Genomic DNA, 20,204 nt, shown 5'->3' with positions numbered 1-20,204 from the left:
TCATTCAACTATGGCCAATATCGATGGAACTCCCCCTCTCCCGCCTCGACCTCAACCTGCTCACAGTGTTTGACATGCTGATGCAGGAGCGCAACGTCACCCGTGCAGCGGAGCGGCTCCACCTCTCCCAGTCCACCGTCAGCCACGCCCTGGGGCGATTGCGCCAGGCGCTGGATGATCCCCTGTTCGTCATGAGCCGGCGGGAGATGATGCCGACCGAGCGGGCCAAGGCCCTGGCCGGGCCGGTGCGCCAGGCGCTGGCCATGTTGGAGCAGGGCTTGCGCCAGGCCAAGGGATTCGATCCCGCCAGTGCCCAGCGGGTGTTTCGCATCGCCACCCCGGGCTCGGTGGAGCACGGCCTGGTGCCGACCCTGGTGGAGCGCATGGTCCAGCAGGCACCCCACTGTAGGCTGGAGGTGTGCGAGCTGGCGGACAGCGACTATGAGCGGGAGCTGGAGAAGGGGGAGCTGGATTTGGTGATCGGCTTTGCCGGCGCCAACCACCTCTCCCCCCGCCTGTGGCGCGAGGAGTGGTTCAGCAATCCCCTGGTCTGCCTGTCGCCGCTCGGCAGCGAACTGCCCGATGAGCTGGGGCCGGACGAGCTGGTGAGCCGCCCCCACATCCACACCTCCAGCTGGGGGCACAGCCAGGCCATGGTGGATCTCTGGCTGGCCCGCTTCGGGGTGGCGCGGGAGCTGGGGGTCAGGTTGCCGAGCTTCATGGCGGTGCCGCAGTTGATGGCGACCGGCCGCTATCTGGTGGTGGTGCCCGAGATGATAGGGCGCCACTTCTGCCGCTACTACCCGCTACGGCTGCATCAGCTGGAGCCCGCCATTCCCATCGTCTACCTGATGGCGGGCCACCCGCTCACCGCCCACGACGAGGCGATCGGCTGGTTCAAGGGGCTGCTGCACCGGCTCGCCTTCGAGCGTTACGGTGCAGATGCGCTGGGTGCGCCGACTCAGCGCAACCCGGCGAAGTAGTCCAGTCCCATGGCGTTTTTGACCTGGGCCAGCACCTCGTCGGTGAGGGCGCGGGCCTGCAAGGTGCCCTGATAGAGCAGAGCCAGCAGCTTCTCCTTGTCGGCGATGGCCGCCTGACGGCGCTCCCGCATGGGGGCGAGCAGGGTCTGCAGGCAGTCGTTCAGCACCTGTTTGCAGCGCATGTCGCCGAGGCCGCCGCGCTGGTAGTGGGCCTTCATCTCGGCCACCAGCGCCTTGTCCGGGTGGAAGGCATCCAGATAGGCGAACACCGTATTTCCCTCCACCTGACCCGGATCGCTCACCTTGAGGTGGTTGGGGTCGGTATACATGGCGAACACCGCTTGCTTGATCTCTTCCGCCGACATGCCGAGCTCTATGGTGTTGCCGAGGGACTTGGACATCTTGGCCTTGCCGTCTATGCCGGGCAGGCGGCCGGTGTCGCTCAGGATCGGCTGGCACTCGGTCAGCACCTCCTTGCCCATCAGGGCGTTGAAGCGGCGCACTATCTCGTTGGTCTGCTCCAGCATGGGCAGTTGATCCTCACCGACCGGCACATGGGTGGCGCGAAAGGCGGTGATGTCGGCGGCCTGGCTGACGGGGTAGACCAGGAAGCCCGCAGGCAGGCTGCGCTCGAACCCTTTTTGCTGGATCTCCGCCTTGACGGTGGGGTTGCGCTCCAGCCGGGCGACGCTGACCAGATTGAGGTAATAGGTGGTGAGCTCGGCGAGGGCGGGCAGGGCGCTCTGCAGGCAGAAGGTGGTCTTGGCCGGGTCCAGGCCTGCGGCCAGGTAGTCGGCCATCACCTCCAGCACGTGATCTGTCACCTTGGCCGGGTTGTGGCCGTTGTCGGTCAGCGCCTGCAGATCGGCGATCATCACGAATTGACGGTAATGGTGCTGGGCCTCGACGCGCTGGCGCAGGGATCCGACGTAGTGGCCTATGTGCAGTTTACCGGTGGGGCGATCGCCGGTCAGGATAACGGGGTTGTGCATGTCACTCTCTCCAGTTGGGGTGGGCCGGGAGGCGACAAAGGGATGAAAACAATGACCGCCTCTCGGCGGTCACGGTGTTTTCTTTGGGAAAAATTACATAGAAAAGCAGTGCCGCCTGTTTATAAGCAGCACCACCAGTAGTTGTGATTGACGATGGTCATGTTCATGGCAAATCAAGCTACGCCTGTTTGATCACTTCTGCAAGGGCACCACCAGCAGATCGCAGGGCACCGTATTCATCAGCTGGCGGGCGCTGGAGGTGAGCAGGCTCCAGAAGCTCTGGCGGTGGCCGCACACCAGCAGGTCTATCTGGTAATCCTTGACCGCCTGATTGACCCGCTCGCTCAGATCGCCGCAGATCACCAGCTTCTTCTCTATGGGGTAGTCCACCGAGGCCAGGAAGGCCTCCAGCTTCTCTTTCGCTTCGGCGATCACCTGATCCTGCACGTTGTCGATGTCGATATCGATCATCTCGGTGTAGAGATCCTTGAGGTCCACGTCCACATGGATCACCGACAGCTTGGCGCCATTGGAACGGGCCCGGTCGACCGCCTTGTCGATCACCTTGCGGTTGTCTTCCGACAGGTCGATCGCCGCCAGTATGTGCTTGTAATAGGTTCCACTCATGGGAATTCTCCTCACTGATCCTGGGTTCACTATACCAATGTCCGCTGAAACTAAAACGGCGATGTCACCACAGTTTCAGGATTTCCATGGCAGGCCCGTACACCCTGGTTGCCATTGCGGATAAAAGGGTCGCACATATTTTGAACAGGAGTTTGAAGCCGATCACAGCCACTCTATTGCCCCGACCCAGGGAGGGGAATAGGATGTGCCCGTGCTTCGCAATGAACACAACACAACAAAAAGCATCTGAATAACGCTTTGGGGAGCCTTGTGCTCCCTCTTGTTTTTCTGCCCCCTTTTCTTGCCCCTATGCCACCCGACATCAAGGTAATCCCCGGCTTCTTGGTTATGCTCTAGCCAATTCCCGTGGCGATGCCGCCGATGATCGATGTGTTTGCGGCCGCCGCTCCTCGTATTCCATCGATTTCTTGGAGATTCATCCATGATCATTCATCCCCAGATCCAGGGTTGCGTGGCCCGCAACTGCCATCCCATCGGCTGCCGCGCCGCCGTGCAGCAGCAGATCGCCAGCGTCAAGGCGGCGGGCCCCTTCAACGGGCCCAGGCGAGTGCTGGTGCTGGGGGCCTCCTCCGGCTTCGGGCTGGCGTCGCGCATAGCGCTGACCTTCGGGGCCGGCGCCGATACCCTGGGCATCTCGTTCGAGCGCGGGCCCTCCGACAAGGGGCTCGGCAGCGCGGGCTGGTACAACAATATCTGGTTTCGCCAGGCGGCGGAGCAGGAGGGACGCATCGCCATCAACCTGATCGGCGATGCCTTCTCGGACGCCCTGCGCCAGCAGGCCATCGACTGCATCCGCCAGCAGCTGGGCCAGGTGGATCTGGTGGTCTACTCCCTGGCGAGCGGCCTCCGGGTGCTGCCGGATGGTCGCCAGGTGCGCTCGGTGCTCAAGACCACGGGCCAGCCCTTCAGCGGCTGGGGGCTGGATCTGGAGCAGGACACCCTGGTGCAGCAGTCATTGTCTCCCGCCACTCCTGAGGAGATCCGCGACACAGTCACAGTGATGGGGGGCGAAGATTGGCAGCTCTGGCTGCAGGCGTTACAGCAGGCCGATTGTCTGGCCCCAGGCGTGCAGACGGTCGCCTACTCCTACATAGGCCCTGAATCCACCTATCCCCTCTATAGAGACGGCACCATCGGTTACGCCAAGGAGCACCTGCACGCCACCGCAGAGACCATCAACCTGCAGCTGGCCGAGCTCGGTGGTCACGCCTGGGTGTCGGTCTGCAAGGCGCTGGTGACCAAGGCGAGCGCCTATATTCCTGTGTTGCCGGTTTATCTGGGCCTGCTGATGGGGGTGATGAAGGAGCGGGGCGTGCACGAGGGCTGCATCGAACAGATGCAGCGGCTGTTTGCCGCCAAGATGTATGGGCCCCATGGGGTGGTGGCCGACGGCAACCGCCTGATCCGGATGGATGACCACGAGCTGGACCCGGCCATTCAGTCCGCCGTCTCGGCGCTCTGGCCCAAGGTGACGCCGGACAACTTCCACGCCCTGGGGGACTTCGCCGGGCTGCGGCAGGACTTCATGGAGCTCAACGGGTTCGAGCTGCCCGGCGTCGACTATGGGGCGCCGGTGGATGTCGCCTCCCTGACCGAGCTGCTGCCCTGAGTCAGGTGCCTGTCTCAGGCGACGTTGCAGGCTGGCTGGTTGGGGGCCGGGGCTAGTATGGTCTGGTTGCGCCCCTGACGCTTGGCCTGGTACATGGCCATGTCGGCCCTGTGGATCAGCTGGCTGAGGCTGTCATCGTCCGGTGAGCGCTCCGCCACCCCTATGCTGATGGTCATGTGGGGGGCGGCCAGGTAGGCGATCCGGTTTCTCAGCTGTTCGGCCAGCCGCCAGCAGGTGGCGCCGTCCTGCGTCATGGCCACCAGAAACTCCTCTCCCCCCCAACGCCCGACCTGTTGCAGGTCAGGTGCCCAGCTTTTCAGTTCCCGGGCCAGCTGCCGTATGGCCTGGTCCCCGGTCTGGTGGCCGTGCCTGTCGTTGATCTGCTTGAAGTGGTCGATGTCGATGATGAGCAGGGTCAGTGGCGCATCCAGCTGCCACTGCTGCTCCAGTTGCTCCAGCAAGGCGCGGCGGTTCGGCAGCCCGGTCAGCTGATCGAAGGTGGCGAGCTTGTAGAGGTGGCGCGAGCTGCGGTGCAGCCTGTGGGTGGTGAGTCCGAGCAGGATCAGGGCGCCAGCCAGCAGGACGACCAGCATCAGCTGGTAGTAGCGGGCGCTCTGCTGATACAGCAGTTGCTGGCGCTTGTTCTCGTTCTCCTGCTGCAACGCCAGGTTGCTGGCCTCGCTGCGGGCCAGGTCCATCTCGACCTGGAAGGCGGCAGCATGCTGGCTCAGGGTCTGATTGAAGTGCTGCCTGTAGTGCTGCATGTAGCGGGTCATGACACCATAGGCCTCGGGGTAGCGTCCCAGATCTGCCAGCAGCCTGGCCTGCATCGCCTTGCCCTCTATGCTGACCGGGCCTGGCTGGGTCGTCAGCAATTGCAAGGCCAGCTGGGTCTCCCCCCGTCCCTGCAGGGTTCTGGCCCGGATCTCGGTTAGCCGGGAGGCGGCATGGGGATAACCCAGCCCCTCATAGATGGCCTGCGCCTCCTCCAGGCTCTGCCAGGCCGAGTGCCAGTCTCGCTGTGCGTTGAACACCATGGCCCTGTAGCCGAGGACGATGGCGCGATAGTGGGGCGAGAGCCCGGGGGTGGCCAGCAGGGCGTCGAGCAGCTCGCTCGCCCGGTCGGGGCGCGCCATGTCGATGTAGAGCCGCGCCATGTTGGCCCGGATGATGGCCTGACTGTTGGGTTCGTTCAGTCGCACCATCTGTCCGAGGGCATCCTGATAGTAGGTCTCGGCCTCCCGGTGGAGGTTGAGATCGGCATAGAGGTTGCCAAGGGTCATCATCAGGCGGGCACACTGCAGGGTGGAGAGGGTGCTTCCGGGCCCTTTCTGCTTGAGCTGGAAGGCGGTCTTGAGCTCGGCGATCGCCTCCTTCATCTGCTGGGTACGGTAGAGGGCGAGGCCATTGAGGGCATGCCACTCGGACTCCTGCTGGACATGGCCCAGGACGGCCGGCCTGAGCTGGGCCAGCAGCTGGAGGGCCTGCTCGGGGGCCTCGGTATCCAGGGTCAGGGCTATCTGTTGCAATCTGAAGTCGAGCAGGCGCTGGCTTTCTTGCTGGGCACTGGCCAGCCCGCGGGCGCGGGCGTTGTCCAGCAAAGCCTGCTGGTAGCGCCCCAGGGCGGCCTGGGCAAGGGATCTGGCATGGAACAGCTCCATGTCCTGCTGCGGGCTGGCGTCGAGGCGCTGCAGATAGCCGACGGGATCGCGCGCCGCCTGCAATTCAGCCTCTTCCAGCAAGGAGGGAGTGGCCTGCAACTGGGTTATCCAGAGCAGCGCCAGTGCCATAATGAATCTCATTGAATCCTTTCCCCGACCACTGGCGCCATCATAATGGCTGACGCCACCTACACCATGTTTCTTTGCTTCTCTATAACCGTATGGGGGACAGGATGAGGCGAGGCCGGGTCACAACTGCGAGCGCTGACCGCTGTATCTGGTTGCGTCAGGATGCAACAGTGGCGACAATCGTGACCAAATCACAGTGGAGAATCATCATGTTGGCCAAAGCCATGATCGAGAAGTTGAACGAGCAGATTAATCTTGAATTCTATTCCTCCAATCTCTACCTGCAGATGAGCGCCTGGTGCGAGGACAAGGGCTTCGAAGGGGCTGCCACCTTCCTGCGCAAGCACGCCGCCGAGGAGCGCCAGCACATGGAGCGCCTGTTCACCTACGTGAGCGAAACCGGCGGCATGCCGCTGCTGGGGGCCATAGATGCGCCTCCCCACGAGTTCAACTCGCTGGGGGACATCTTCCGCACCACCCTGGAGCACGAGTTCCACATCACCAAGTGCATCAACGGCCTGGCCCATGTGGCATTCACCACCCAGGACTACTCCACCTTCAACTTCCTGCAGTGGTACGTGGCCGAGCAGCACGAAGAGGAGAAGCTGTTCAAGAGCATCGTCGATCGTCTGTCGCTGGTGGGCGAGGATGGCAAGGGTCTCTACTTCATCGACAAGGAGCTGGCCGAGCTGGCCAAGGGCGCCCCTGCCAGCATCATGGACGGCAACGCCTGATAGTCGTGGACACTTAGTGTTCAGCCAGTACAATACGGCCCCCTTGTGGGCCGTTTTCGATTGATGCAGCCATGAAACCGCCGCTGTGGTTTCGGCCATGCGATGACGGCTCCTTGGCAGGGGCCGTTTTTCTTTTGATGGGTGCGTGATGATGAAGCAGTGTGATGTGGTGGTGATCGGGGCCGGTGCGGCTGGCTTGATGTGTGCGGCTCAGGCCGGTTATCGGGGGCGATCCGTGCTGCTGCTGGACAACGCCAAGAAGCCGGGCCGCAAGATCCTCATCAGCGGCGGCGGTCGCTGCAACTTCACCAACCATCAGGCCGGCCCCCACGCCTTCCTCTCCGGCAATCCGCACTTCTGCAAGTCGGCGCTGGCGCGCTACACCCAGCAGGACTTCATCGATCTGGTGGACAGGCACGGGGTGAATTATCACGAGAAGACCCTGGGCCAGCTGTTCTGTGACGAGAGCGCCAAGGAGATAGTCGAGGTGCTGCTCACCGAGTGTGACTGGGCCGGAGTGACCCTGCAGTGCCAGACCGAGATCCTCTCCGTCAGCAAGACGGATGATGGCTTCCTGCTCGACACCAGCAAGGGCGAGGTCCGTTGCCACTCCCTGGTGGTGGCCACCGGCGGCCTCTCCATGCCGAAACTCGGCGCCACCCCCTACGGCTTCAAGCTGGCGGAGCAGTTCGGCCTCACAGTGCTGCCCACCCGCGCCGGTCTGGTACCTTTCACCCTGCATCAGGAACAGAAAGAGGCTTTCGCCGATCTCGCCGGGGTCAGCCTGCCGGTGGCGGTGACCGCCGAGGATGGCACCCGCTTCAAGGAGGCCATGCTGTTCACCCACCGCGGCCTCTCGGGCCCCGCCATACTGCAGATCTCCTCCTTCTGGCTGGCGGGAGAGAAGATCCACATCAACCTGCTGCCCGAGCTGGATATCCCTGCGGCCCTCAAGGCCTGGGCGCTGGCGCACCCGGCCCAGGAGCTGAAAACCGTGCTGGGGCGCGAGCTGCCCAAGCGCTTCGTCGACAAGCTGGTGGAGCTGGGGCAGCTCAACAGCAAGCCGATGCGTCAGTACAACGAGCGGGAACTGGAGGCGGTTGCCACCCTGCTGGGGGACTGGCAGATACTGCCGAACGGCACCGAAGGCTATCGCACCGCCGAGGTGACCCTGGGGGGCGTGGATACCAACGAGCTCTCCTCCAAGACCATGGAGGCGCGCAAGGTGCCCGGTCTCTACTTCGTCGGCGAGGTGGTGGACGTGACCGGCTGGCTCGGCGGCTATAACTTCCAGTGGGCCTGGTCATCGGGCTGGGTGGCTGGCCAGTACTGCTGACCAACCTTCGTTCTCATCAACTTCAGACGCGGCCTCTCAGGCCGCGTTTTTTATGGACGGTCTTCCGTGCGGGGCATCTATTAACCCTTTCTGATGGTCGGCAAAAAAGCGGTCAGCAAGCCGATCAGCGGCAGGTAGGCGCAGAGCCGGTACACGGTTTCTATGCTGGTCGCATCGGCCAGCTGGCCCAGCAGGGCGGCGCCTATGCCCCCCATGCCGAAGGCGAAGCCGAAGAAGAGGCCGGAGATGGTGCCGACCTTGCCAGGCACCAGCTCCTGGGCGTAGACCAGGATGGCGGAGAAGGCCGACGCCAGGACGAGGCCGATGATCACCGAGAGCACCGAGGTCCAGAACAGGTCGACGTGGGGCAGCAGCAGGGTGAAGGGGGCAACGCCCAGGATGGAGATCCAGATCACCCGCTTGCGGCCGATGCGGTCACCGACAGGCCCGCCGAGCACTGTGCCCGCCGCGACGGCGAACAGGAAGGCAAACAGATGGAACTGGGCGCTATCCAGCGACAGGTTGAACTTGTCCATCAGGTAGAAGGTGTAATAGCTGCTCAGGCTGGTCATGTAGAAGAACTTGGAGAACATCAGCAGGCCCAGGATGGCCAGCGACCAGCCGATCTGTCGGCGGCTCAGGCCACTGCCTGCATGGGCCTTCATCCGCTTGTGGAAGTTGGCCCCGTGCTGGCTCGACCAGCGCCCGACCAGGCAGAGCACCATGACGCCCACCAGGGCGAACAGCGAGAACCAGGCCGCGCTGCCCTGTCCCTGCGGCACTATGATGAGCGCGGCGAGCAGCGGACCTATGGCCGAGCCGAGGTTGCCGCCGATCTGGAACAGGGACTGGGCCAAGCCCGGCTGGCTGCCGGCCGCCATGCGGGCGACCCGGGAGGATTCCGGGTGGAAGACGGACGAGCCCATGCCGATCAGCATGGCCGACAGCAGCACGGCGCCAAAGCTGTCCGCCTGTGACAGGGATAGCAAGCCGATCAGGGTAAAGCCCATGCCGAGGGGCAGCGAATACGGCATGGGCCTGCGGTCTGTGTAGAGGCCGATCAGCGGCTGCAACAGCGAGCCCGTGAACTGGTAGGTGAGGGTGATGAGCCCAATCTGGGTGAACGACAGGTCGAGGCCGAGCTTGAGCAACGGATAGATGGCCAGCAGCACCGACTGCATCATGTCGTTCAAAAGGTGCGAGAAGCTGATGGCGGCAATCACCGGATAAGTGGTGGTGTTCAGGGGGTCGGCCGAGGGCAGGGCGGCGATCGGCGTGTCGGTACTCAAGGTCTTGTCCATGGGTGAGGTATCTGCGGTTTCATACTCCCTCTACCATGCCCTATCCCGGTGCGTCTGGACATAACCAAAGTGGGCGAACACCGGGGTTGCTCTCGATCGGCGTGCAAGCCGTTCATGCTGAAGGTGTGTGGATGGCAGGTCAGATCTTGTGCTTGGCGCGTGGCGGATTAGTATAGAAAGCCTGCCGCCGCTATCCGGCCCATCGCCCGCCATGGAGGGAACATGTTCGAAAGCCTGGGAGTCATCAACGTCTGGACCTATCTGGTGGGGCTCTTCTTCATCATCATAGCGCCGGGCCCCAACTCGATTTATGTGCTGCGCACCGCCGCGGTGCGGGGCATAGGGCCTGGCTATCGCGCCGCCCTCGGCGTCTTCGTCGGCGATGCCATTCTCATCTTCTGCGCCTACTTGGGGATCGCCTCCCTCATTCGCACCACCCCCTTGCTGTTCACCCTGGTGCGCTACCTCGGTGCCATCTATCTGCTCTATCTGGGGGTGAAGATCCTCCATGCCAACTTCATAGCCAAGGGCGAAGGGCAGGAATCCGCGGTGGAGCTGGGGGAGCGCTATTTTTCCAAGGCCCTCACCTTAAGCCTCACCAACCCCAAGGCGATCCTCTTCTACGTCTCCTTCTTCGTGCAGTTCATCGACTTCAGCTATGCCCACACCTGGATCTCCTACCTGGTGCTGGCCGGCATGCTGGAGGCCATGAGCTTCGTCTATCTCACCCTGCTGATCTTCGGCGGCACCCTGATGGCGCGCTTCTTTGCGCGCAAGGTGCGTCTCGCCAAGCTGGGCAACGGCCTGATCGGCCTCTTCTTCATGGGCTTCGCGGTCAGGCTGGCCACCCTGTCGTCCTGATCCCGTCCTTTCCTGCTCCATCGGGCTGAATATGGCAGCGCTATGCCTCCCCGACACCTGCCTGCGGTACACTAGGGCCCGATGAGAGGGCCTCTCTCTTTTCAATCCTGCCGCCGTGGTCTCATGTCCCTGATTTGATCGGGGTCAGCCGTCCACGGCCAGATTCCTTCTATAGTGCGCCCCTTTGTGGCCATAGGCCGGAGGGCCCCATGCTCGAAAATCAGATGATGTTGTTGGCGGTGTTTGAACGGGCGGCGCTGATGCTGATGACGCTCTTCCTCCTGACCCGTACCAGACCCTTCCAGCGATTGTTCCAGAAGCGGGATCACACCCCGGCCGAGTTGGTGCTGGTGGCTGCCATCTTCGGCCTGTTCGCGGTGTTCAGCACCTACACCGGCATTCCGGTGGAGGGGGCGCTGATCAACGTGCGGATCATCGCCATCATCTCCGGCGGCATACTGTTCGGCCCCTGGGTCGGCATCCCGGCCGGGGTCATCTCGGGGCTGCACCGTTACCTCATCGACATGGATGGCCACACCTCCATCCCTTGCCTCATCGCCAGCATCATCGCCGGTCTGCTGGCGACCTGGCTGCACCTGCGCTGCCGCAAGTCGCGGCTCTGGCTTTACGGCATACTGGCGGGCATGGCCTGCGAGGGGCTGACCATGCTGCTGATCTGGCTGCTGACCGAGCCCCATGCCGTGGGTGTGGAGATCGTCAGCCACATCGCCTATCCGATGATTGCCGGGACGCTCTGCATCGGTCTCATCATCAAGCTGGTGCAGGATCTGGATGACGAGAAGGAGCTGATTGCCGCCAAGCAGGCCAAGCTGGCGCTGGACATAGCAAACCAGACGCTGCCCTTCTTCCAGAACATAGATCGCCACTCCCTCGGTCAGGTGTGCGCCGTGATCCGGCGCGAGATAGACGCCGATGCAGTGGCCATCACAGACACCCGGGACGTGCTGGCCTATGTGGGGGTGGGCAAGGATTACTACGAGCTGGACGAGCACCACGCCATCAGCGACATGACCCAGAGAGCCGTGCTGCTGGACCAGATCATCATCAACAACGATCTGCGCCAGTATCACCTCTCCGATTTTCACTCTGTCATCATCATCCCGCTGCGGGAAAATGGCGCCGTCAGCGGCACCCTCAAGATCTACTACCGCCGCACCCACAGCATCACCAGCTCCCTGCGGGAGATGGCGGTGGGCCTCTCCCAGCTCATCTCCACCCAGATGGAGGTGTCGCGCATCGAGCAGCTCAAGGAGATGACCCGCAAGGCGGAGTTCACCGCGCTGCAGAGCAAGATCAACCCGCACTTCCTGTTCAATGCCCTCAACGCCATCTCGTCCCTCATCCGCATCCGCCCCCAGCAGGCGCGCCAGCTCATCGCCAACCTGGCGGACTACCTGCGCTACAACCTCAACAAGGGGGACGAGCTCATCGACATCCAGGAGGAGCTGCAGCAGGTGCGCGACTACGTGGCCATCGAGCAGGCCCGCTTCGGCGACAAGCTGGAGGTGGTGTTCGAGGTGGACGACGTCCACATTCAGGTGCCCTGCCTGCTGTTGCAGCCCCTGGTGGAAAACGCCATCCTGCACGGCATCCAGCCCCGCAGTGCGCCAGGCCGGGTCACCATAGAGGTGAAGCAGCTGGCGGGCGGCATCCGGGTGGCGGTGCGCGACACGGGTTACGGCATCAGCCAGGCGGTGATCGACGGGGTGGCCGCCGGCCGGGTGGAGAGCCGCAGCATAGGGCTGATGAACGTGCATCAACGGGTCAAGCTGCTCTATGGGGACGGCCTGCACCTCAAGCGGCTGGAGCCGGGTACCGAAGTCTGTTTCTATCTGCCGGATCAGGAGGCGATGCCATGTTGAGAGCCATCACTGTTGAAGACGAGTCGCTGACTGGAGAGGCGTTGTCATGCTGAAAGCCATTATTGTCGAAGATGAATGTTTGACGCGGGAGGCGCTGGCCTCTCCTGCGTTCCCTCAGGGGGCGATGCCATGTTGAAAGCCATCATAGTGGAAGACGAGTACCTGGCCCGGGAGGAGCTGATCTATCTGGTGAACCAGCACAGCCAGATAGAGATAGTGGCGAGCTTTGAGGATGGGCTGGAGGCGTTCAAATACCTGCAGGATCACGAGGTGGATGTGGTGTTTCTGGATATCCAGATCCCCTCCATCGACGGTCTGCTGCTGGCCAAGAACCTGCACAAGTCGAGCCATCCGCCTCACATCGTCTTCGTTACCGCCTACAAGGAGTTTGCGGTGGAGGCGTTCGAGCTGGAGGCGTTTGACTATATCCTCAAGCCCTACAACGAGCCGCGCATCATCAATCTGCTGCAAAAGCTCGAACATGCGGGCAAGTCGCAACCGGTGCAGGGAGGGGAGGTGAGCAGCCCGCAGAATCGCACCATCAACCTGGTGAAGGGGGAGCGCATCATAGTCACCCCCTGCGAGCAGATTTACTACGCGGAAGCGGACGAGAAGCTCACCTATGTCTACACCCGCACCGATCGTTACGTGATGACCATGGCCCTCAGCGAGTTTGTCAGCCGCTTGCCGGCGGAGGGCTTCTTCCGCTGCCACCGCTCCTACTGCGTCAACATCAACAAGATCCGCGAGATAGTGCCCTGGTTTAACAGCACCTATCTCATCCGGCTCCATGATCTGCCGTTCGAGGTGCCGGTCAGCCGCAGCAACATCAAGGCGTTCCGTCAGCTGATGCGGCTCTGATTGTCATTCATGCCTGCCGATCTGCATTTCATGCCTTAATCTGCCGGCGCGAGCCGCGTCTTGCCTATAGTGGCCTCAATTTCCTTATGGCCATTCCCCGAGACGCATCATGACTAAAGAGATGAATCGCACCCGGTATCTGACCCTGATCGGTACCATCATCACCCAGTTTGCGCTGGGATCCGTTTACACCTGGAGCCTGTTCAACGCCCAGCTCTCCGACAAGCTGGACGAGCCGGTGAGCCAGGTGGCGTTTGCCTTCGGTCTGCTCAGCCTCTCCCTGGCGGTGGCCTCCTCCTTGGCGGGCAAGCTGCAGGAGCGGTTCGGGGTGCGCAACGTCACCCTGGGGGCCGGCGTGCTGCTTGGCATCGGCTTCTTCCTCACCGCCCATGCCAGCAACCTGGCCATGCTCTACCTCTGCGCCGGCATACTGGTGGGCTTCGCCGACGGGACCGGCTACCTGATGACCCTCTCCAACTGCGTGAAGTGGTTCCCGGAGCGCAAGGGGCTGATCTCCGCCTGCTCCATCGGTGCCTATGGCCTCGGCAGCCTCGGCTTCAAGTACATCAACCTGCTGCTGCTCTCCAACAACGGGCTGGAGGCGACCTTCCAGCTGTGGGGGCTGATCGCCATGTCCATGGTGCTGGTGGGTGGCATGCTGATGAAGGATGCGCCTCAGCAGGCCGCTTCCGTGCAGCAGACCGAGAGCCGCGACTTCACCCTGGCCGAGGCCATGCGCAAGCCGCAGTACTGGATGCTGGCGCTGATGTTCCTCACCGCCTGCATGAGCGGCCTCTATGTCATCGGCGTGGCCAAGGATATCGGCGAGAAGATGGTGGGCCTGCCTGCTGTAGTCGCCGCCAACGCCGTCGCCATCATCGCCATGGCTAATCTGGGTGGCCGTCTGGTGCTGGGCATTCTCTCCGACAAGATGTCCCGCATCCGGGTCATCACCATAGCCCAGCTGATCACCCTCGCAGGCATGGTGCTGCTGCTGTTCGTGCCCCTCAACGCCAACCTCTTCTTCGTGGCGGTGGCCTGCGTGGCTTTCAGCTTCGGCGGCACCATCACAGTCTACCCCTCCCTGGTGAGCGACTTCTTCGGGCTCAACAACCTGACCAAGAACTACGGCGTCATCTATCTGGGCTTCGGGCTGGGTAGCATCATAGGCTCCATAGTCGCGTCCCTGTTCGGCGGCTTTATGGCGACTTTCAACCTCATTCTGGTGTTGCTGGTGGTGGCCCTGGTGCTCTCTCTCACCATACGGCTGCCGGCCCCTGTTGCGGTTTCTGCCGAACGGATCTGACCCCTCGTCTGAAGACATCACCATAAAAAAGACCCGGGCCTTGGCCCGGGTCTTTTCGTTGGTACCAGCAACGCTTAGCGCGGCGGCAGGCCCAGCAGGGCGCGCAACTGGTGCGCGGTGGCCTCGACCGCAGACCAGTCGGTGCCGGTGACGGTCACATGGCCCATCTTGCGGCCGGGGCGGGCGTCGCCCTTGCCGTAGAGGTGCAGGTGCACGCCGGGCAGGGCCAGGGCGCTGGCCCAGTCAGGGGTGCCGCCCTGCCAGAGATCCCCGAGCAGGTTCAGTAGTATGGCGGGGCACACCTCGGCTTTTGCCGGCAGCGGCAGATCGCACAGGGCACGGACCTGCAGCTCGAACTGGCTGCAACCGGCGTTGTCGATGCTGGGGTGCCCGGAGTTGTGGGGGCGGGGCGCCATCTCGTTGACCAGCAGCGTGCCGCCGACCAGGAAGAACTCCACCGTCAGCACGCCCACGTAGCCGAGGGCGGCGATGATGTGCTCGGCGATGCGCTGGGCTTCCGCCTCCAGGGCTGGGACATTGGCCGGGGAGCGGGTCTGATCCAGGATGCCGCCACTGTGCCAGTTCTGCACCAGAGGCAGGGCGCTGATGGCACCGCTCGGGCTGCGGGCCAGGGTGAGGGCAAACTCCCCCTCCAGCGGCAGGCGCTTCTCCAGCACACAGGGCACGCCGCTGGCAGCCAGGGCCGCTGGCAGCTCGTCGGCCTGGTGGATAGTCCACTGTCCCTTGCCGTCGTAGCCTTCGCGGGCCGTCTTGAGAATGGCGGGGAAGAGGTCGCTGGGCAGGGCCGGCAGCGGCTCACCCGGCAGCAGGGTCAGGTTCGGGGCGACCGGCACGCCGGCGCGGGTCAGGAAGGCTTTCTCTTCCCGGCGATCCTGGCAGACGCGAACTGCGCTGGCCGCAGGGCGTACCGGCAGGTGCTGCTCCAGCAGGGCCAGGGAGGCGGCCGGCACGTTCTCGAACTCGCAGGTGACGGCATCACAGCGGCTGGCCAGATCGCGCAGCGCCTCGGCGTCGTCATAGGCTGCCACTATCTGGGCGTCGGCCGCGGCGCCAGCGATGCTGGCGGGATCCGGATCCAGCACTATCACCTGATAACCGAGGCGGTGGGCTGACATCACGAAGTAGCGGCCGAGCTGGCCGCCACCTAGCATGCCGAGGGTAGCTGGGGGCAGTATCATGCCGGGTCCTCCAGTTGCAGGGCCAGCACCCGATCGCGCTCGTTGGCACGGAAGCTGTCGAGCTGCTGGTGATAGCGAGGGGCGTCGCCATCCTGGGCAACCGACAGCAGGGAGACGGCAAACAGACCGGCGTTGGCGGCACCCGCCTCGCCGATGGCGAAGGTGGCGACCGGCACCCCCTTGGGCATCTGCACTATGGAGAGCAGAGAGTCCATCCCCTTGAGCTGACGGGTCGGGATGGGCACACCCAGCACAGGCACTGTGGTCTTGGCGGCCAGCATGCCCGGCAGGTGGGCGGCCCCACCGGCCCCGGCGATGATGGCGCGCAGGCCGCGTTCGCGGGCACTGGCGGCATATTCGAACAGCAGATCCGGGGTGCGGTGGGCGGAGACGACGCGCGCTTCATAGGGCACGCCGTGCTCCTTGAGGATGCGGGCGGCCGCTTGCATCACGGGCCAGTCGGAGTCAGAGCCCATTACCAGGCCGATCATTGGGGGGGTCGTCATTACGGCTTCCTCGGGGGTGTCAAACGTTTGCCGCATGTTACCAAAAAGCCGTGGGACCTGGCTCAACATTTCTTGCGTCTGACCCCTTCAGATTGTGCTCAACAGCGGCCATGACAGAGGCGCAAGGCGGCATCTGTGCCACTCGACACCCTCTTGTGGGAAAAAACGATAGCAGCAATCCAGATGGCTATACATCCAATCCTGCTCTGCCTATAATCCCCCCGCTTTGGCGCATCATGCTTAAAAGGGAATCCGGTGAGAATCCGGAGCTGGCGCGCAGCGGTAAGGGGGAACGAAGCGACATCAGGGCACTGCCGTCAGGTGGGAAGCCGTCGCCGTAGGCCATCAGCCCCCAAGCCCGAAGACCTGCCAAAGTTCGTATTTCGGGCCGAGAGAAACCGGCCACGAAGTAGATGCTTACGCGAACTTAAGGATCTCTCATGTCCAAGAAATTATTGGCGGCTGCCCTGTTGCCAACGGCGGCCTTTGCCCAGTCTTCCCTTCCTGCCAATGACACCATGGTGGTCACCGCCAACCGGGTGGAACAACCCGTCAGTGCTGTGCTGGCTCCCGTGGTGGTGATCGATCGCGCCGAGATTGAATCCCGCCAGGTATCGAGCCTGACGGATCTGCTCAAGACCCTGCCCGGGGTACAGATCACCACCCTGGGTGGCCGGGGTCATATGAGCAGCCTCTTCATCCGTGGCACCAACTCCAACCACTCCCTGGTGCTGATGAATGGCCGCCCCATCGCCGCCATGGTGGCTGGCACGCCCGATCTCAGCCAGATCCCCCTCGGCAACATAGAGCGCGTCGAGTACATCCGCGGGCCGCGCGCCGCCGTCTACGGTTCGGATGCCATAGGTGGCGTCATCAACCTCATCACCAAGACCTCCGCCAAGAGTGGCAGCGAGACCCACCTGAAGGGCGGCGCAGGCAGCCATGGTTATGGTCAGGGCCAACTGCGCACCGTGCAGGCCCTGGGCCAGCAGACCGACATGAACCTGCTGGTGGGCTATGAGCGCACCGATGGATTCGACGTGGTGGCCGGTGCCCAGCAGCCGGATCGGGACGGCTTCGACAGCCTCAATGGCCAGGTCGGGATGAACCATGCCTTCAACGACGCCTGGAGTGCCGATTTCAACGCCCAGGGTTATGACAACCAGACCGAGATGGACGACGCCTATCAGTCGGCCGACCAGAGCCGGGTGAAGGCCTTCCAGTACGACGGTGGTCTCAAGTTCCAGAGCGAGACCCTGACCAGCCGGCTGGAAGCCAGCTATGGCGAGAACAAGCTGAAGAGCTGGCTGGAGAGCCAGGGGGAATCCAGCGCCCAGCCGATCCACACCGGCTTGACCCGCTTCTCCTGGATCAACAGCTGGAGCGGCATCGAGGGGCTCAACCTGACCGGTGGCGCCGACTGGCAGCAGGAACAGATGAAGTCCGATTCGCGCAGCTATGGTCAGGCCTTCAATGCCCCGGATCGCGACAACACCGGCCTGTTTGCGGTGGGCAGCTATCGCTGGCAGGCCCTGCTGTGGGAGCTGTCCGGCCGCACCGATGACAACGAGCAGTATGGTCGTCACAACACCTGGTCCGCCGCCAGCGGGCTGGACATAGATGACAACCACAATGTGCGGCTGAGCTACGGCACCGGCTTCAAGGCGCCGACCTTCCTCGATCTCTACTATCCCGGTTATGAAAACCCGGATCTGAAGCCGGAAGAGAGCAAGAACCTGGAGCTGGACTTCTCAGGCCGTTACACCGCCTGGGATTGGTCAGTGAACCTCTATCGCAACCAGATCCAGAACCTGATCTCCTGCCAGAGCGCCTTCTCCAGTTGCAAGCCGGACAACACGGATGCCGAGATCCGCGGCGTGGAAGTGGCGCTGGGGCTGGAAACCGGTCCGCTCCATCATGACCTGAGCTTCGATTACACCAAGACCGAAGACAAGAACGACGGCGATCAGCCGCTGCTGCGCCGCGCCAAGCAGAAGGCGAGCTGGCTGACCCAGGCACAGCTGGGCCCGGTGGATCTGTCGACCGAACTGCTCTACGTGGGTAAGCGGGACGACAAGAACTTCAGCAGCTTCCCCGCAGAGCGGGTGGTGCTTAGCTCTTACACCCTGGTCAACCTGGGGGCCAGCTACGGGGTGACGCCTGCGCTGACCCTGGGCGGTCGCATCGATAATCTGTTCGATCGTGACTATGTCCCGGCCTATGGCTATGCCTCACCGGGCACCGAGTTCAAGCTGACCGCCGACTACCGTCTCTGATCTGCAGCTCTGCTTATATAGAGAGGAAAAAGCGAGGCCCCGCCATGTGCGGGGCCTTTTCTATTGGCCGCTGGCGGGAGTATGATCGCCGCCTCGCATCCAAGGGGGAGCTCTGGTGGCCAATATTCTCGTGTTCGACTCCGGTATGGGCGGCTTGACCGTCTATGGGGAGATCCGTCGCACCCTGCCGGCGCACAACTATTTCTACTGCTTCGACAACGCCCACTTCCCCTATGGCGAGCTGAGCGAACCAGATCTGATCTCTGCCTGCACCGGTTTGGTCAGCCACATGGTGGCCGAACACGCCATCGATCTGGTGGTGATCGCCTGCAACACCGCCAGCACCATAGCCCTGCCATCCCTGCGAGCCACCCTGAGCATTCCTGTGGTGGGGGTGGTGCCCGCCATCAAGCCTGCCGCCGCCCTGACCCGCAATGATTGCATCGGTTTGCTGGCAACCCCGGGCACCGTCAGCCGCGAATATACCCACGAGCTCATCGCCCAGTTCGCGCCGGGCAAGCGGGTGCTGCTCAAGGGAGCGACCGAGCTGGTGATCGAGGCCGAGCGCAAGCTGGCGGGACAGCCGGTCAACATGGGGCTGCTGCGAGAGGTACTGGCTGACTGGATGGAAGGGGAGGAGAGGCCGGATACCCTGGTGCTGGGCTGCACCCATTTCCCGCTGCTGGGGGATGAAATCCGGCAACTGATGCCGGAGTGCCAACTGGTGGACTCGGGCAATGCGGTGGCAAGGCGGGTGGCTCATCTGCTGGCCGCGCTTCCATCCACCCTGACTGGTGAAGGGCAGGGCCACGCCTATTGCAGCCTGCTGGATGCCCGGGCCCAAAAACTGACAGCCCCCTTGCAAGCATGGGGGCTGTCATCACTCGAAGAGGTGCTGTGCTGAGTCTTCAGGCGTCGACGTCGGCGCCTTCCCTCTCATCCCTGTCCCGCTTGTCGTTGGCTTCACGTACCTTGAGGGTGCGCTGCTGATACTCCTTGTCATTGAGCGCGGCTATGGCCTTGGCCGCATCGGCGACCGGCATCTCAACAAATCCGAAGCCCCTGCGCTTGCCAGTGGCCTTGTCTTTCATCAGACGGACGGAAATCACCAGACCCTGCTCGGCAAAGAGCTCGCGCACGGCAATCTCGTTGGCACGGTAGGGCAGGTTGCCTACATATAAGGTGCATGTTTCTTGGCTGGCGTTCTGCTCGGCCACAGCGGCAGGAGCCCGGTTAAGGAACAGCGGTACCACGAAACCGCCAATGGCCAGACCTACGGCAAAAATGACTTCGGCTTTCAGGGAAAACTGCAGGGCCTGGGCAACCAGATAACCGACCAGCGCCAACACCAGAGCGAGAACGGCCGCCTGCACATAAACGGGAAACTTGGATAAATTCATCTTTAAAGACCTTTTGTAAATGAAAGCAAAAAAGGTGCAACACTCTATTCACCTCCATGGTAACCAGCTTTACGACAGGACGCTACCATGGACCACTTGGGACACATTATCCGCTTCAGTATGGCATTCCTTAAGCAAGGAAGACCCGGTTAAATGCCAATAAAACAGAGCTGAAATCATCAGCTTGTGGATAACATTGTATATATACACTGGGTAAGCTGTTTCTAACTGGATAATTTGAAGTTTCCGTGACTTTCTTCAAAAAATCCCTTGTCATCGTGATCCGGCTCCCTATAATGCGCCCCTACCAGCACGGCGGAACACGCCGAACTGATGAGCTAGCTTCTTAATGAAGTGGGCGCCGAAAGAAAAGCGAAAACAACCGCTTGACTTTCGAAGTGAGGAGCGTAAGATGCGCCTCCTCAACGCGATAAGCGTGACGCTCTTTAACAATTTGAATCAAGCAATCTGTGTGGGCACTCACAGCATCGAACATCAAAAACAATTTTGTTGATTTTC

At 62.5% G+C, this 20,204-nt stretch carries 17 protein-coding genes and 1 riboswitch; of the genes, 10 read left to right on the top strand and 7 right to left on the bottom strand.

Annotated features, from left to right (window positions below; genetic code table 11):
- The first annotated feature begins 23 nt into the window (after positions 1–23).
- Positions 24–983, top strand: a complete 960-nt coding sequence (locus tag G4923_RS03000) for a LysR family transcriptional regulator (RefSeq protein WP_163135474.1) — start codon at positions 24–26, stop codon at positions 981–983.
- On the opposite strand, the gene trpS is transcribed toward G4923_RS03000, so the two are convergent.
- Together trpS and G4923_RS02990 are read right to left on the bottom strand one after the other, a co-directional pair.
- Positions 962–1,975, bottom strand: a complete 1,014-nt coding sequence (gene trpS / locus G4923_RS02995; protein ID WP_111911416.1) for a tryptophan--tRNA ligase — start codon at positions 1,973–1,975, stop codon at positions 962–964. The two genes, G4923_RS03000 and trpS, sit on opposite strands and share 22 nt — an antisense overlap.
- Positions 1,976–2,167: 192 nt before the next feature.
- The gene (locus G4923_RS02990) at positions 2,168–2,602 is read right to left on the bottom strand and encodes a universal stress protein (protein WP_025325220.1); all 435 of its coding nucleotides are present in this window, start codon (positions 2,600–2,602) and stop codon (positions 2,168–2,170) included.
- 442 nt (positions 2,603–3,044) lie between these two features.
- Here G4923_RS02990 and fabV point away from each other — a divergent pair, with 442 nt between their 5' ends.
- Positions 3,045–4,232, top strand: a complete 1,188-nt coding sequence (gene fabV / locus G4923_RS02985) for an enoyl-ACP reductase FabV (protein ID WP_163135473.1) — start codon at positions 3,045–3,047, stop codon at positions 4,230–4,232.
- 14 nt (positions 4,233–4,246) lie between these two features.
- Here the strand turns inward: fabV and G4923_RS02980 are convergent, their stop codons facing one another.
- Positions 4,247–6,022 carry a diguanylate cyclase domain-containing protein gene (locus tag G4923_RS02980; protein ID WP_163135509.1) on the bottom strand — a complete coding sequence of 592 codons (1,776 nt, stop codon included), beginning with the start codon at positions 6,020–6,022 and terminating at the stop codon, positions 4,247–4,249.
- Positions 6,023–6,231: 209 nt separating this feature from the next.
- Here G4923_RS02980 and ftnA point away from each other — a divergent pair, with 209 nt between their 5' ends.
- Positions 6,232–6,756: a non-heme ferritin gene (gene ftnA, locus G4923_RS02975; protein WP_005326403.1), complete on the top strand. Its 525-nt coding sequence runs from the start codon at positions 6,232–6,234 to the stop codon at positions 6,754–6,756.
- 151 nt (positions 6,757–6,907) lie between these two features.
- Positions 6,908–8,092 carry a BaiN/RdsA family NAD(P)/FAD-dependent oxidoreductase gene (locus G4923_RS02970; protein ID WP_162627281.1) on the top strand — a complete coding sequence of 395 codons (1,185 nt, stop codon included), beginning with the start codon at positions 6,908–6,910 and terminating at the stop codon, positions 8,090–8,092.
- An 80-nt stretch (positions 8,093–8,172) separates the two neighbouring features.
- Here G4923_RS02970 and G4923_RS02965 read toward each other — a convergent pair whose 3' ends face one another.
- A complete protein-coding gene (locus G4923_RS02965) occupies positions 8,173–9,393 on the bottom strand; it encodes an MFS transporter (RefSeq protein WP_163135472.1) in 1,221 nt (406 codons plus the stop codon).
- 222 nt (positions 9,394–9,615) lie between these two features.
- Between G4923_RS02965 and leuE the strand changes: the two genes are divergently transcribed.
- The 4 genes from leuE (at position 9,616) to G4923_RS02945 (ending at position 14,304) form a co-directional block, all read left to right on the top strand.
- On the top strand, positions 9,616–10,254 hold the full coding sequence (gene leuE / locus G4923_RS02960; protein ID WP_163135471.1) for a leucine efflux protein LeuE: 639 nt from the start codon (positions 9,616–9,618) through the stop codon (positions 10,252–10,254).
- A gap of 209 nt (positions 10,255–10,463) precedes the next feature.
- On the top strand, positions 10,464–12,137 hold the full coding sequence (locus G4923_RS02955) for a sensor histidine kinase (protein WP_162520129.1): 1,674 nt from the start codon (positions 10,464–10,466) through the stop codon (positions 12,135–12,137).
- A gap of 129 nt (positions 12,138–12,266) precedes the next feature.
- Entirely contained in the window at positions 12,267–12,998 is a 732-nt protein-coding gene (locus G4923_RS02950) for a LytR/AlgR family response regulator transcription factor (protein WP_163135470.1), read from the top strand.
- A gap of 109 nt (positions 12,999–13,107) precedes the next feature.
- Positions 13,108–14,304: an L-lactate MFS transporter gene (locus G4923_RS02945; RefSeq protein WP_075116258.1), complete on the top strand. Its 1,197-nt coding sequence runs from the start codon at positions 13,108–13,110 to the stop codon at positions 14,302–14,304.
- Positions 14,305–14,378: 74 nt separating this feature from the next.
- Here the strand turns inward: G4923_RS02945 and G4923_RS02940 are convergent, their stop codons facing one another.
- Positions 14,379–15,503: a 5-(carboxyamino)imidazole ribonucleotide synthase gene (locus G4923_RS02940; RefSeq protein ID WP_163135469.1), complete on the bottom strand. Its 1,125-nt coding sequence runs from the start codon at positions 15,501–15,503 to the stop codon at positions 14,379–14,381.
- Positions 15,500–16,009: a 5-(carboxyamino)imidazole ribonucleotide mutase gene (purE, locus tag G4923_RS02935; protein ID WP_025325239.1), complete on the bottom strand. Its 510-nt coding sequence runs from the start codon at positions 16,007–16,009 to the stop codon at positions 15,500–15,502. The genes G4923_RS02940 and purE overlap by 4 nt, the downstream gene beginning before the upstream one ends.
- Before the next feature lie 210 nt (positions 16,010–16,219).
- Positions 16,220–16,397, top strand: a riboswitch (cobalamin riboswitch).
- A 52-nt stretch (positions 16,398–16,449) separates the two neighbouring features.
- On the opposite strand from purE, the gene G4923_RS02930 reads away from it, so the two are divergent.
- Positions 16,450–18,285, top strand: a complete 1,836-nt coding sequence (locus G4923_RS02930) for a TonB-dependent receptor domain-containing protein (RefSeq protein WP_163135468.1) — start codon at positions 16,450–16,452, stop codon at positions 18,283–18,285.
- Positions 18,286–18,400: 115 nt separating this feature from the next.
- Positions 18,401–19,189, top strand: a complete 789-nt coding sequence (murI, locus tag G4923_RS02925) for a glutamate racemase (protein WP_163135467.1) — start codon at positions 18,401–18,403, stop codon at positions 19,187–19,189.
- Positions 19,190–19,193: 4 nt separating this feature from the next.
- Here murI and G4923_RS02920 read toward each other — a convergent pair whose 3' ends face one another.
- The gene (locus tag G4923_RS02920) at positions 19,194–19,685 is read right to left on the bottom strand and encodes an RNA recognition motif domain-containing protein (protein WP_025325242.1); all 492 of its coding nucleotides are present in this window, start codon (positions 19,683–19,685) and stop codon (positions 19,194–19,196) included.
- Positions 19,686–20,204: the final 519 nt, after the last annotated feature.

The organism is Aeromonas rivipollensis (genome assembly GCF_010974825.1).
Lineage (GTDB): Bacteria > Pseudomonadota > Gammaproteobacteria > Enterobacterales > Aeromonadaceae > Aeromonas > Aeromonas rivipollensis.
This window is presented reverse-complemented; position numbering and strand designations above follow the sequence as displayed.